This window comes from Leptospira brenneri (assembly GCF_002812125.1).
GTDB classification, from domain to species: Bacteria; Spirochaetota; Leptospiria; order Leptospirales; family Leptospiraceae; genus Leptospira_A; species Leptospira_A brenneri.
Genome location: NZ_NPDQ01000006.1, coordinates 221,950 through 235,909 on the forward strand (window position 1 = coordinate 221,950; position 13,960 = coordinate 235,909).

The following is a 13,960-nucleotide window of genomic DNA, read 5'->3' on the forward strand; positions in this document are numbered from 1 at the left end:
AGTAAAGGCATTATGAAATTCAGAAATAAATCTCCGAGAAAACAAAACTAACTTTGTGCGAAAATCATTTCCACTGGAAAGATTGCAGCGTAAAGCACGATCGGTAATGGCTCTCATCTTTTACACCTAACCAATTCGAGGCGACCAATGATTGCATAGTCACTCGTCTAGCCGTTCCACTTTAGGAGTGGGAAATCTAAACCCTATACCTTCCAAACATAAACAAAATCAGTTCGATCTGCCCAGGGTAGCGGGAATTCCACTTTGTGTAATTTTATGGACTCTGCTCGTAAATATTCTCGGATATCACGATCACGGAAGATGGTTTCGCTGAAGGATACTTCGCCAGAGTTTGTAACCGATTGGAGTTTGGCTGTGTAATTGACGGTGTTTCCAAAATAATCAATATTACTGTTGAGGTTAACGGCAAGGCAATTCCCTGTGTGGATTGAGATTCGTATCCTAACGGGTGTATGTTTGTTTTCTGGATGAAACCATTCTTGCATTTCTTTTGCCGCTTTGAGTGCATGTAAAGGGGTGGAGAAACTTGCCATCACCGCATCACCAATTGTTTTTACAACCACACCCCGAAAGTTTTGGATGATTTGGTTTGTTTTGATGAAGTGTTCTCTCACTTGTAAAAATGCGCCATGATCACCTTCGGATTCATAGAATTTGGTAGAACCAACTATGTCAGTAAACAAAATCGTTTTGAGGCCGATGTCGAGTTGTAAATTGGTAGCTATGGCTTCTTCGGAAAACAAATCTCGAAATTCTTGGTAATTGAAAATTTCGGAAGGTCTTAGACTTGTTTGGTCTTCGCTCCTTTCTTCTAGGACGATGGTTACATCGGAATCGGATTCGTTTTCAAAAACTAAATTTGGTTTTGGGGAAACTTTGATCTCTTCCTCTTTGGTTTCAGGAAGCCATAGAATATCTGTTTGTTGGTAAGACTGTTTGATATCTACCAATCGGTATTTCTTTTCCCCTTTTTTTCTCAATCGAAAAACTCCTGATCCAACAAGTAAACTTGCAGAAAAAGATTTTTTGGCAGGGATGGTTTTGGTGAGAAGGATATGTTGTTTTTTTGCCGGCTCTGCAGCACAGTAATATTGTTTTTCTATGATTCGGATACTTGGGTGGAGATGAAAGGTGACTTCGATGGAATTAACACCCGTAGTATCAAAGTCAATTTCACAAACTTCACATTCATCCTTGGCGGGTATATCACTCAGTTTTGTTAGGCTCGTCCTTACTCCGCGACAATGAGGACAAACAATATCCCAACTTAGAGTAAATAAACCCAAACGACATCCGTGTAGAAAAAGAAATAATGTTTCGTCTGGGTCAAGGTTTAATTGCCTACTCACTTGTTTGATGCGGATGCGATCAAGGTCGTTATCACTTGCGGATTTGATCCATTGGAAGACTGATGTAACGGCTTCCTTGGAAATACCTTGCGATATTAGATTTTGGGTTTCCTTATCTAGTTTTTCTTGGTGAATCCATTGGGGTTCTGGGACAAAAGAAAATTCTTTTCCTGATGTGGGGACGGTTTTCGGTTTTTTCCCTTTAATTTCTTTAGATATATCATTGAGGCCTTTTCGAAAATCTTCCTCTAGTTTAGGCATTGCATATTGTAATAATTTTCGCATAAAGAAATTTCGAGGAATCCAGCCAAAGTAAATATAAACCTTACTTCTTGATTCACCTAATGTCTCTAAGATGATGCGACTTCGGATGTAATACCCAAATCCTTTTTTATAAATTCGAGCATTCCCTATTTCTTTTAAATACTCCCATTCCCAAGGAACTTCTTCCCATTCCAATTGGAAACCGGCTTGTTTGGCTTTTCCAATTAGTTTGCCATCTACTTCTTTGTATTCGAATCTTGGCATACCCACTCTTTTGTTAAAAGATGAGGTATCGATAAGATAAGGCCAAATTTCTTCTCTTGTGACAGGAAGGTCAAATTCCCAAAGCCAATCCATCGGAGTTGCGAGGCGTTTCCAATGCTCTTCCCATGGATATTTTTGAATGAGTGAGTTTAAGTCTATCATAATGGTTTGAGGATGAGACTGGCCTTTCCTCCATTCCCTTTGACTAAAAGTTCACCATCGATTTCAGAAATTTTTTCAGCATTGGAAAGTACAACTTGTACACCATTGGGATAGACGAATTTAGGAACTTTAATGATACATGGTTCTTTAATGGAAAGATCTGAATTCCACTCTAAACGAAACTCTCTGTTGTCTAAGTTGTATTTCATTTTAAGTGGTGTTCCTTGTGTGAAGGCAGCATAAGGCCTACAAAAACCTTCGATCGCACGACCACCACCTCCGTAAACATCTGGATCAGAACCGGGAATGATTTGGTCTTTGGAAAAAATGCTGAGGTCTTCTTGGTTCCAGCCATCTCCTACCATTAAATCATTTTCATTAGAAGCGGTGTAGTTCCAGAGAGTGTTGGACAAAAATAGATGGTCCATTGCGTTATACATTGCATCAAGAGCCATCACATGGCGTTTCCAAATCTTCGGTGTGCGATTTCCTTTGTTCCATTCTTTATAAGCTTTTCCACCTTCCAAGTCAAAAGGGATTCCAAATTCTCCAATAAGACTCGGAATTTTTCCAGGAACGGAATCTGCCGTATTTTTGATCTGTGTGAGTTGGCGCACATACATACCTTCGATACCTGAACGACCGAATACTGGACGTTTGGTGAGAGTATCTATCGCAATTGGATATAAAAACTTTTTAAAAAGAAGGGTTAGCGTATCATACCAATGAGCAGCATTTACGGAAAGTTTGGGAACAACCCCATTTAAACGAGGATTTGAAAAAGCATCAGTTGCTTCTCGTTCAATAAAAACCATCCAGTCTTTTCTAATTTCTTGAATAGTTTCCCCAACGGTGCGCATAAAAGGGATGAGATAATCCCCATCAAAATCAATGGTTCTTCCATTTACCTTTTGGAAATAATCATTTTTTTCGATGAAAGGAGTTCCATCTTTCGTGATGGTGTAAGCCCCTTCTAATTGAAAGGGATCTCCCGGAGATTCTGGTGACCAGATGGAGACTTTGTTTTTGTTTACCGTAACAGTTTTTGTCGGGACAAATCCTCCTCTCCAAACTTTAAGAGTGAGGTATGGTAAATCAATGGAATGACCATGAGAAGAGAATAGGGCATCAATCGGAGACCAACCAAGTCCAGGTTTTGCCGGATCTTCGTCTTTATCGATTAATCCTCTATCGTTCATGGCACGTCCGATAAACCCTTTGCCTGGTTCATTTAGAGAATCAAAACCCAGAACAAAGTCAAAATCTTTGACTCGTTCGGCAATTTGTTTCATACAACCTAAATAGTGACCTTGTAAATAATCCTGAACGTTTTTTCCGTTGATGAGAAAGTTCGGTGCAAAATCTTTTCCGCCAAAAAATAAAGTCCAAAGAATTGCATTCCCGGCATAACGATAGTTTTGTGACCAACACATGGTTGGATAGTTTTCTTCCTGACGAATTCCTGGTCTTTTGTAATCATAAGCTCTTTGCATCACTATGGCAGCATCAGCTTCGGAAAGTTTGCGGTAATCAATACCTAATGTTTCAAAAATCCAACCAGGGGCGCCGTCTCCTCCTGTCATCCGAGACCAAACATCTTGGTGAAAATCAACAAATACATAAAAGCCGTATTCACCAGCCAAACGAACGATTTCTGTAAAGTAATTTAGATAATCTTCATCGTATTGATTTGGTCCTTTGTGTTCGACTGCTTCCCAAGTGGTCAATAAACGAAGAACGTTAAACCCCCATTTTTTTAGCCTAGTAAAATGGATCTCTGCCTCTGAGAGGGGGAAGGGTCTGCCAACAAAACTCACTTCTTTATGGTCAGAAAAGTCAGTTGGGAATTGGGTTCCTCCATTGGGAAAAGGAACCTTTGTGTCTCCGCCTAAATTAACTCCGCGTAAAATTACTTTTCTGCCACTTGCATCGACAAACCATTCGCCTTGGGGTGAGAGTTTTTTTGGTGCCATCCATTTATCCTTTTATATTAACTCAGTTGTATTTTTTTCTGACTCAGCGTAGAGGTTGAGATATCCGAGTAAAAAGTAAAATACAATCAAAACTTCATCATCTTGAAAATAACATTGTAAAAGTCCAGAAAAGAAAAATCCGACGAGTCCGTATGTCATAAATCTAATTTTTTTAGGTACGTTTCCGGCCAAAAGAGTGTAGAGGATCGTAGCAAATAATACGAGATAAAGAATTCCTTGTGGTCCTCCAAAGATAGCCGTTAAATGAAAATAATCATTATGTGCATGCCCTCTTTGAGTTACTTCATAAAAGAATCCTAACTCTTTATTTTCTTTTTCTTTTTCTTTTCTTGAGATTTCAATTTCTTTTTGATAGTTTCCTGATCCAATTCCAAAGATAAGATTTTTTTCGATCAAAGGAAAAGTGGAATCCCAAATAAAAGTCCTTCCTGAGTCTGTGTGTTTTTCTCCACCAAACAGAGGATCCACAACTCGTTTGACTGCATTTGTTGTTTTATATCCTGTAAAAATAAGAACTACGATTACTAGGATAAAAATACCGATACGTTTGAGCATTTTCTTTGAAATGTCTTTATCGATAAAAACAAGAATATAAATACCAAAGATAGTGCTCACGAGAGCGCCTAAAAGAGAAGATCTTGCATTATTAAATAGAAAAACAATAGACACTAACAGGAGTAAAATGGCATTAATTACGATTTTAGATAAGGTTTCTTTTTCATACCATGAATCATAAAGTCGAAAGATAAATCCAGGAAAGATAAATGCAAGTAACCCTCCAAAAGTAAGGTGGGTGTTCATAAGGCCTATGGGAAGGTAAATATTTATATTCGTAATTTTCCCATAATGGTGTTGGTAAGGCCAAGAGGTTGAAGTTTTGTAGAGATCAGAAATCAATCGAGATAACCTTGTCATCGAAAAAATGGAAACAAAGCCAGTGAAAACAATCACGAGGGCAAAAACAAAAAATACTTTGTATAAATATTTACGATCTTCTGGTTTAATGCCGTGTACGGAGACAAATGCGGTAACAAGAAAGATATCTTTCATTTCGTCACGAAACGCATGTTTGATGGAATTGAAGTCAAAACCAGAGGCCGAGAAATGATACAAAACGGTTACAATTTGCCAGGCATAAAATAGGAAAATAATTTTGACCAAATTACTTGTGAATTTTGTTTTTTTCGGAAGGAAGAGAAAAAATACAAAAGAAAGGAGTAAGAAAAGTTGGCTAAGCGAAACTGATAAAGCACAGGAAATGATAGACAAGGTTAGAAACGAACGATAGATTCGGTAATACATAACTTTGGATGAGACTAATGCTTTTCTCCAATTTGTAAAGAGGTAACAGTTGCGAGTCTTATATTTTTCCGATACTTTTTTGCCAAAAACCGACGGAGTTGCTGTTTCTATTAAGAATTTTTCCGAACTTTTAGCTTTGCGAGGGCATGAGTTTTGTATTTGTGCTCCTAAATACGGAGACGGGGACTTTGACCGGATGACGGACAAAATTCAAGTGGTTCGGTTTCGGTCGGGTTATTTGCCCAGTTACCCAGATATCAAAGTAGTTTTGCCGTCTCCTGGAAAAATCAAACGAATCATAGAAGATTTCAAACCTGACCTCATTCATATTCACACTCCTGGACTTTTGGGTTTGTATGCCGTGAATGCTGCCGAAAGGTTTGGGGTTCCGACCATCGGAACTTATCACACTCTCATGGCAGAACAAGAGATGTATGTTTCTTTTTACCGATTGTTCAAACTTGATAAACTTTTTTTTAAAGCAAATAAATTTAAGAAAAAACTAAATATTGATGAGCTTGATAAAATTGTAAAATTTGATAACTTCAATATTCGTAAAAAAATCATTCTAAAAATTTGTAATGATATCTATAATCGATGTGATGTGGTGATTTCTCCGAGTCATCTCATCAAAGAGCAGCTGATTGAATATGGAATCACTCGTCCCATTACTGTTGTCTCCAATGGAATGGATCTAAAAAGGTTCCAAGGAAAACCAAAGGTATATACGGGTGGTGATGCTCCTAAGTTTTTACATGTGGGTCGAATCTCCTATGAAAAAAATTGTGATGTAGTTCTTACGGCATTTAAAACCATCCATGAACATTATCCCAAGGCAACACTTACCATTATCGGAGAAGGGCCGGCCATTCCCACATTAGAACGACAAGCAGAACATTTGGGCATTGAGAAAGCAGTTATCTTTAAAGGATTTATCCCTAATGCTGTTTTGCATGAAGAATATCCCAAGTATGATGTATTTTTAACAGCTTCCACTATGGAAACACAAGGGCTTGTTGTTTTAGAAGCCATTGCTTGTGGATTACCGGCGGTAGGAGTCGATGCCTTCGCCTTACCAGAGTTAATTCGCCATGGAGAAAATGGATACATAGCAAAATCCTTTGACTCTCATGGGATTGCAGAATCTGCTCTTTCCATCATCCGTAATCCAGATGATTATTCTAAGTTTTCAAAAAATTCCATTCAAATCGCTTCTGGTCATGAAATGGAAAAATGTGTTGATACCATGGAAGAAGTTTATCAGAAAGTTGTCGAAGCAATGAAGGGAAAGGTAAAAAAATCCAATATTTTTGATCTGTTTTTTGATTTTATGCAATGAACAACTTCGTTTCGATTGAGATAAGATCTTTTGTTACTGTTATTGCTGTTTTTTTAACTTTTTATGCGTACATTCCGTACATAAAAGGGATACGGTTTGGTAACATTCGCCCTCATGTATTTTCTTGGATCATTTGGGGAGTCACCACCTTTATCGTGTTCTTCGCTCAAATTGCAGGGAATGGGGGAGTTGGTAGCTTCCCCATTGGTGTTTCAGGAATCATTACCTTTCTTGTTGCTTTTTTTGCGTATCGGAAACGAGGTGATATCGAAATCACTCATTCGGATTGGTTTTTCTTTGGTTTAGCACTTTCGAGTTTACCGTTTTGGTTTTATTTTTCCGATCCTTTGGCGGCGGTAGTTGTTTTGTCATTAGCTGATATTTTGGGATTCGTTCCAACCTTTCGCAAAGGTTATATACTTCCGAATTCAGAACCTTTGGGTTTTTATCTTATTTTTCTATTTCGCAACATTCTTGCTATGTTTGCGCTTGCTGAATGGAACGTGACAACTTTACTTTTTCCTGGATCAGCTGGAATTGCTTGTGTAGTCTTTGTGGTTATGGTAAAAATAAGGAAAACAAAATTAGATATTATTCCTTATCAGGAATCGGATAAAAAATAACAGATTTAAGCATTCTACCATCTTCTGTGTCTTCATAAACAACTTCTGCTTGTTTTGAACGAGCTGGGATATAAAGTTGAATCGTTTCGACGATTTCATAAGCACTTAAAGTGTAATCCAATGCTTTGATGGCAAGTTCCGCACTTAAAAGACGTTCCCGAGTCACAGTTTTAGTTTCTGTTTTTTTTGTGATGATGAGCCATTTGTAAAGTCTCGCGGAACGGTTTGTATCCATTAAATTCCTGATATCAAGTTTCATCAAGGGAAGGATGGCAGGAGTTTGGTTGAACCTAACTTCGATTCCTCGGGTAGAGGCCTCACTCAGTCTCAAAGACAACTGTTTGTCAAATAGGGTATCGTCGATATATTCAATTCGATCACAGGTAGAATACACTGTATTACATAGATTGCCGTAATTTTTATGAAAGAAAAAAACTTGTAACACTTTCCCGGTGGTGGGGTGGTAAAGGACTTTCGCGTTATAATGACCCATCCTCCCAAATTTGACAACAGAACGAATCCTTTTGTATAGATTATAACTGAGTCCAAAAAGATCTTTGATGATAGGAATATCCGTCACACCAAACCCTCTGGTTGCTAAATAAAATGGTTCTAAACTTACATGTCCATCTCGTTTGGCAATTTCGCGTAAGTATTCAGTGATATCGTCCATTTTTGATTCGCTAAGCGAAAGGGGAGAATCTAAAAAGTCCACGACCACCTTACCACTGTTTTTTCCTAATTCATCCCAAACTTCGGATAAGTATTTACCATCTTCCGAATAGGAAATCTTTTTACAGTATAGATCTTCGCATTTGATTTGTTCTTCGTAATCGGCTTTGTTGGGGGAAGGAAGAATTACTGGTTTAAATTCAGAAGAAAACTCTTGTCCTCTGATCTGACTTGGGAGTAAAAAAATGGAAAAGATAAGATAAAAAGAAAAATATAAAACTTTTTTCTTTAAAAATGTAAAACTACCTAAGGTGAAAGAGATAATAAATTTTCGTTTGAAAATCTTCGGAGAAAAATCTCTTTCAATTGGAAATAACATGGAAGTCTCCGTTTTCTCTTGAGTGTCGTGTAAGTGTTTTAACTAAGGGTTACCAAAGAGTATTTACATTTTGAATGAGTCTGATTCTTCGAACCACGTCAAGCGGATCAATGAGTTCCATACAAGCATGGTCCCCTCGCCAACACTTTGTGTTCCCATATATCGAACAGGGACGACAGGGTAAGTCTACTTGTAATACTCCTGAATCTTCTTGAGCAAAAGGTCCAAATCCAGAAAGCGGATGTGTGGTTCCATAAATTCCGATCACTGGTTTTTTGAGAAGAGCTGCAATATGAACGTTGGAACTATCCATCCCAATCATTACATCTAACCTGTCCATGATTCCAAGTTCTCCGCGGATTCCAAGGTTTCCCCCTTGAACGATATGAGCGCGTGTTTGGTTGTTGCGAAGGATTTCTAATTCTTTGGCTTCATCTTTTCCACCAAATAAAAATACATTACATTCAGGAAATTCATCGAGTAAAACTTCCACAAGACGTTTGCATTTTTCAAAACTCCATTCTTTCAAAGCATGACCAGCAAAAGGAGCAAACCCAAACCACTGTCCTTCCTTTTTATCGATCCCAACTGATTTAAAAAAATCCCTAGCATATATTTTTGATTCCCCATCAACATTCAACCATGGGCCTTTTCTAACTGGGGCATCGTATCCAGCTTTGCGGAATACATTTAGGTAACGTTCTACCGTATGCGGGAGTTGGTTTAGTTTTTTATGATAACGTCTTGTTTGTTTTTGTTTTTCGCGTCGACCTTTGATGATTTTGGAATAAGGAACACCTTGGCTACGAAACAAAAAGGCAATGAAGCGAGAACGAACCGATCCATGTAAGTCGATGACATGGCCGAATGGTCCTAGTTTGGCGATGTCGCGATACATCCTAAAAAGACCTAAAATTCCTTTATACTTTTTAAGATTGATTCCTAATACATTGAGATTGGGGATATTGTAGAAAAACGGGGCAAAGTTTCCTCTTGTAACGACTGTCAGCTGAATGTTTGAATATTTAGCTGCAATGGCAATGAGGGCAGGTGTCATAAGAGCCACATCCCCCATCGCTGAAAATCGAAGTACTAAAAGGTTTGTCATTTTTGATTCTTATACAAAGACGGATTTAAATTTTGGTCATTGTACATCTTCATTTGACGATAAACTTTCACTCGTTTGATCCCTTGAGAATAATCGGAAAAAAGTTCGTCTAAACATTTTTTGAGATCTTCTCTTTGGTCGAGGAGGATATCTAACTTAGCTTGGCATTTTGCGATATGTTCTTTTGTGGCCGATGAATCTTTTCTGGAAACTTGTTCTTCCATGTGATAGATTTTGAGTTCTAAGATACTCATTCGATCCAGAAGCCAAGCAGGAGATTCTGAGTTTAGTTTTGCATCGGGTTTAGGAGTGATTTCGCGAAACATTTCGATGGCAAAGTCATCGAGTTTTTCCACCATATCTGTTCTATCTTGGTTGAGTTTATCGATTTTTCGTTTGAGAGCGACAACATCTTCCAAAGCAATGTCTGGTCTACGAATTTCATCTTCAATATGCCATTGGATGGTATCGATGTGATTTTTTTGGTAGAGAGTGGATTCAAGGCTCCCTTCCGGGTAAGGGTTGGGATGCGGGGCTTCTTTTTTATGCCAATCCAGAACGGATTCCTGGAAAATAGAGACGGCTTTTATGGCTTCCAATGCTTTCATATCGTAATGCAATTCATGATTTAATATGGTTTTTGGGGTTCAATCCAAATATTTCCCAGGTTTTTCGCTTTCTTTTGCCATCCATTACCGGCATTTGAACTGACATGTGCTTAGTTGTAATCGCTTACAGGGTTCATCCTGAATACCCACTAATCATTGTATCCAATCGAGATGAATTCTTTGAAAGACCAACAGAGTCCTTACATCTATGGAACTCAAGACCCGAAATTCTGGCGGGAAAGGATTTAAAAGCGGGTGGGACTTGGCTCGGAGTGAGTTCCTTAGGAAAGGTTGCCTTTCTCACCAACGTACGAAACCTACGGAAACCACCTCACCCCCATCCTAAATCACGGGGAAATCTCGTATTAGATTTTTTAAAATCATCAAAAGAAATGAGTTCAGACTTGTATCGGGAAGAAGTTTTAAAAACAGCTCACGAATTCGATGGATTCAATTTATTTGTTTTTGATGGCAGGGAAGCAAACTATGTAGGAGGGGATCCTCTGCAAGTTTTGAGACTGGAGCCAGGTTTTCATTCTGTGAGTAATGCCAGTTGGAATACCGTCTGGCCCAAAACAGCTAAGTTAAAATCTGGCGTTGAACAGGTGTTTGGCTCTTTTCCTGGAGACAAAAATTGGCAAAAGGAAGCGACCACTGAATTTTTTCGTTTATTATCAGATTCTGAACTAGTAAAAGAAGATTCACTCCTTCCCGATACAGGGATTGGCCTGGAACGAGAGAAGTATTTATCTTCTGTTCGGATTCGTGTTCCTGGGTATGGAACTCGGGCCTCTACAGTTTTATTTTATGGAAGGGAAGAAGTGGAAGTGATTGAACGTACCTTCTCCGATCCGCTTTCTAATGAATATTCGGAACGGAGAGAGGTTTTAAAGTTTAACGAATCTTAGTCTTCTAATCGAAAATTTGTCATTGGGAAAGCTGAGGTGATTTCTTTCACTCCTGCTTTCACTTTGGATTCCCAACTAACATCACCAAAGTGTTCTAAATAATCACAGATTAGATTTCCCACTGCTTCGATTTCTTTTTCTTTGAGTCCTCTTGTTGTAAGAGCCGGTGTTCCGAGTCGAATCCCAGAAGCCACTGCAGGTGGATTTTTATCAAATGGGATGGCATTTTTGTTTACTGTCACACCGATATGATCCAGTCCATTTGCAGCATCATTCCCAGTGAGTCCTTTCACGGAAACATCCAATAGAACTATATGATTGTCTGTTCCACCAGAGATCACACGGAAACCACGTTTTTGGAAAGTTTCCGAAAGGACTTTCGCATTTTTTACAACTTGTTTGATATACGTTTTGAAATCTGGTTGAAGTGCTTCACCAAAGGCCACAGCTTTTGCTGCGATCACATGCATGAGTGGACCACCTTGGATTCCTGGAAACACTCTTGAGTTTAAAATCTTTTCGTTTTCTGCAGAGGAAAGAATCAGTCCCCCTCTTGGTCCACGTAAAGTTTTATGAGTGGTGGTTGTGACAAAATCACATACTCCGATAGGACTTGGATGTTCACCAGCAACCACAAGACCAGAGATATGTGCAATATCGGCCATAATTTTTGCGCCAATTCCATCGGCAATTTCTCGGAACTTATTAAAATCAATGGTTCTTGGGTAAGCAGAAGCACCCACAACAATTAGTTTTGGTTTGTGTTCTTTGGCAAGTTTTGCTACTTCATCGTAATTAATAGTTTCTGTTTTTTCATCCACACCATAAGGAATTGGTTTGAAATACTTCCCGCTGATATTGACCGCACTACCATGTGTTAGGTGTCCACCATGTGCTAAATTCATCCCAAGAAAACTATCTCCTGGCTCAAGAGTTGCCAGAAATACTGCCATATTCGCCTGCGCACCGCTATGTGGTTGAACGTTTGCGTATTCGGCTCCAAACAATTTTTTTGCTCGGTCAATCGCAAGTTGTTCTACCTTGTCTGCATTTTCGCAACCGTTGTAATAACGTTTCCCAGGGTATCCTTCTGCATATTTATTAGTGAGAGTGGAGTGATAAGCTTCCAATACCGGGCGCGAAACAAAGTTTTCGCTAGCAATCATCTCTAGGGAATGTTCTTGGCGTTCGTCTTCTTTTTTTAATGCGGCGTATACTTCTGGATCTTGTTTTTCTAAATGACTCATGTGGGAATTTCTCTATGAAGTGTGTATTCTGGATTTTGGTATTTCTTCTTGCGAATAGATTCAGATTCTTGGAGCACGTGTTTCCGAAAAGTAGAAAAGTCGGGGCCAAAGAAGGAAATTTTTGAAAAATCATCAGGGCTTTCCTCACCCAAATAGGAAAAAACTTCCCGCAGAAGATCCTCCGCCCAAATACTTTCAGAGAAAAAATTAGGTAAGGATGTGAGGAAGTCCTTATGGGTTCTTTCTTTGCGATAATCCGGTTCTTCCGGTGGGTGGTGAAGGACCTCTGCCACTCTTTCGATTAAGGTTTCTTCTAAAATCAAAGTCCCATGTTGGACAATGCAGCCTCGTTTTCTAAATTGAGCATTCCCTGAAATTTTTTTAAAAATCCCATCTTTCTCTAAAACCAAATCGGATTTTCCTTTGGGAGTAGAGCGGATGTTTTGTTTTTCTAAGGATTTAGCAACAATGCCGAGGAGAATCTCGTAAGAGTCTTTGACAGGAAAAAGTTCCTTTCTTTCTTCCAAATTGAAATAGAGGGAATAATTAATATTTCCTGTTAGGGAGTGGAAAACGGTTCCTCCACCAGAGGCTCGTCTTGCAATATAACAAAAATTAGGTTTTGGTTTTTTCTGAAAACCTTCGTTGCGAGCTACGGTTTCGTATCTTGTCACCACTTCTTCTTTGATGTTTCGAAATGGGTTTTCTGAAAGTCCAAGGATGATCGAATCAGGATTTTTCCAAAGACGAACCCCTGCAGTTATCCCTTCGGAGACAAGTTTTACGGCGATTGCCTCTTCGGTCGCCAAATTATAGTAAGGTGACCTTGGAGGGATTTGTGGGAAATAAAATACTTTGGGACTCACTCGTTAAAGTATTTTTGAGAGGCTTCGTTCAAAAATTTTTTTTCGCTGCGAGAGAGTGAATCCATTCCATTTTTGGAGATCTTTTCCAAAAGTTCGTCCACTTTGGTTTTTGCATTTTCTCTTTTTGCCATTTCTTCTTGGTACCGCATGAATCTACGTTTTTGAAGGTATCGCGACAACGACCAAGTGGGAAGGGAACCCACTTTCTTTTTCCAGCCAGTGTAAACTTTCATTAAGAATAAACCGCCGATGGCTCCTCCTAAATGAGCAAAATGTGCCACTCGTTCTCCTTGGGCAAAAAGAACCATGAGCATTACAATCATCACAAAATATTTGGCACGCATCGGAAAGATCAGAAAAACTAAAAGTTCACGGTTGGGCCAGGTCATCGCGTAGGCGACGAGTAATCCGTAGATACTGGCACTGGCTCCTACCACGAGTCCCTGAGGAATGCCAGAAAAATGAGCAATTACCGTCCCTACCCCACCTAGAAAGGTAGTGAATAAATAGAATTTTAAAAAAGCACGTTCGCCCCAAATTTCAGCAAGTTCTGAACCAAACATCCAAAGGCTCAGCATATTGAATAGGATGTGGAGAAAACTTCCGTGAAGGAAGGCGTAACTGAGTAGTTGCCATACCCAACCATTCCAAACCAGGCCTGGAGTAAGGCCGAAATAAAGTTCCAGAATGGGAGAATGGAAAGCCAGTTTCGTTGCCATCTGCAGGAGGAACAAAATTCCATTGAGTATGATGAGAGTGCGTACAACGGGAACCATGGGGGGTCCAAATCGGAGTTCATATCCTGGGTAACGAGAGGCCATAAATTCAAGGTCGCAAATCTTGAGTGACAAGGA

At 39.1% G+C, this 13,960-nt stretch carries 12 protein-coding genes; 3 read left to right on the forward strand and 9 right to left on the reverse strand.

Annotated features, from left to right (window positions below; all coding sequences use genetic code 11):
- Positions 1–203 precede the first annotated feature (203 nt).
- The 3 genes from CH361_RS14125 to CH361_RS14135 are packed head-to-tail and all read right to left on the reverse strand — an operon-like array spanning position 204 to position 5,356.
- Positions 204–2,060 carry an adenylate/guanylate cyclase domain-containing protein gene (locus tag CH361_RS14125; protein WP_100791450.1) on the reverse strand — a complete coding sequence of 619 codons (1,857 nt, stop codon included), beginning with the start codon at positions 2,058–2,060 and terminating at the stop codon, positions 204–206.
- Positions 2,057–4,033: a glycoside hydrolase family 5 protein gene (locus CH361_RS14130; protein ID WP_100791451.1), complete on the reverse strand. Its 1,977-nt coding sequence runs from the start codon at positions 4,031–4,033 to the stop codon at positions 2,057–2,059. The genes CH361_RS14125 and CH361_RS14130 overlap by 4 nt, the downstream gene beginning before the upstream one ends.
- A 12-nt stretch (positions 4,034–4,045) precedes the next feature.
- Entirely contained in the window at positions 4,046–5,356 is a 1,311-nt protein-coding gene (locus CH361_RS14135; protein ID WP_100791452.1) for an O-antigen ligase family protein, read from the reverse strand.
- Between the two features lie 49 nt (positions 5,357–5,405).
- Between CH361_RS14135 and CH361_RS14140 the strand changes: the two genes are divergently transcribed.
- A complete protein-coding gene (locus tag CH361_RS14140) occupies positions 5,406–6,695 on the forward strand; it encodes a glycosyltransferase (protein ID WP_100791453.1) in 1,290 nt (429 codons plus the stop codon).
- Positions 6,692–7,318 (forward strand): hypothetical protein, encoded by a 627-nt coding sequence (locus CH361_RS14145; RefSeq protein ID WP_100791454.1) that lies wholly within the window; start codon positions 6,692–6,694, stop codon positions 7,316–7,318. The genes CH361_RS14140 and CH361_RS14145 overlap by 4 nt, the downstream gene beginning before the upstream one ends.
- Here the strand turns inward: CH361_RS14145 and CH361_RS14150 are convergent.
- The 3 genes from CH361_RS14150 to CH361_RS14160 are packed head-to-tail and all read right to left on the reverse strand — an operon-like array spanning position 7,287 to position 10,085.
- Entirely contained in the window at positions 7,287–8,369 is a 1,083-nt protein-coding gene (locus CH361_RS14150) for a hypothetical protein (protein ID WP_100791455.1), read from the reverse strand. The two genes, CH361_RS14145 and CH361_RS14150, sit on opposite strands and share 32 nt — an antisense overlap.
- A gap of 49 nt (positions 8,370–8,418) precedes the next feature.
- Complete coding sequence (locus CH361_RS14155; RefSeq protein ID WP_100791456.1) at positions 8,419–9,477, reverse strand: glycosyltransferase family 9 protein; 1,059 nt, start codon at positions 9,475–9,477, stop codon at positions 8,419–8,421.
- Positions 9,474–10,085: a DUF4254 domain-containing protein gene (locus tag CH361_RS14160; RefSeq protein ID WP_100791457.1), complete on the reverse strand. Its 612-nt coding sequence runs from the start codon at positions 10,083–10,085 to the stop codon at positions 9,474–9,476. The genes CH361_RS14155 and CH361_RS14160 overlap by 4 nt, the downstream gene beginning before the upstream one ends.
- A 104-nt stretch (positions 10,086–10,189) precedes the next feature.
- Here CH361_RS14160 and CH361_RS14165 point away from each other — a divergent pair, with 104 nt between their 5' ends.
- Entirely contained in the window at positions 10,190–10,993 is an 804-nt protein-coding gene (locus CH361_RS14165) for an NRDE family protein (RefSeq protein ID WP_100791458.1), read from the forward strand.
- Here CH361_RS14165 and glyA read toward each other — a convergent pair.
- Genes glyA through CH361_RS14180 form a run of 3 tightly spaced genes read right to left on the reverse strand, consistent with a single transcriptional unit; the run spans position 10,990 to position 13,927 of the window.
- The gene (gene glyA, locus CH361_RS14170; RefSeq protein WP_100791459.1) at positions 10,990–12,240 is read right to left on the reverse strand and encodes a serine hydroxymethyltransferase; all 1,251 of its coding nucleotides are present in this window, start codon (positions 12,238–12,240) and stop codon (positions 10,990–10,992) included. The genes CH361_RS14165 and glyA overlap by 4 nt on opposite strands.
- Positions 12,237–13,106, reverse strand: coding sequence for a lipoate--protein ligase family protein (locus CH361_RS14175; RefSeq protein ID WP_100791460.1), 870 nt, complete (start codon positions 13,104–13,106; stop codon positions 12,237–12,239). Before CH361_RS14175 ends, glyA begins: the two co-directional genes overlap by 4 nt.
- Entirely contained in the window at positions 13,103–13,927 is an 825-nt protein-coding gene (locus tag CH361_RS14180; RefSeq protein WP_100791540.1) for a rhomboid family intramembrane serine protease, read from the reverse strand. Before CH361_RS14180 ends, CH361_RS14175 begins: the two co-directional genes overlap by 4 nt.
- Positions 13,928–13,960 lie beyond the last annotated feature (33 nt).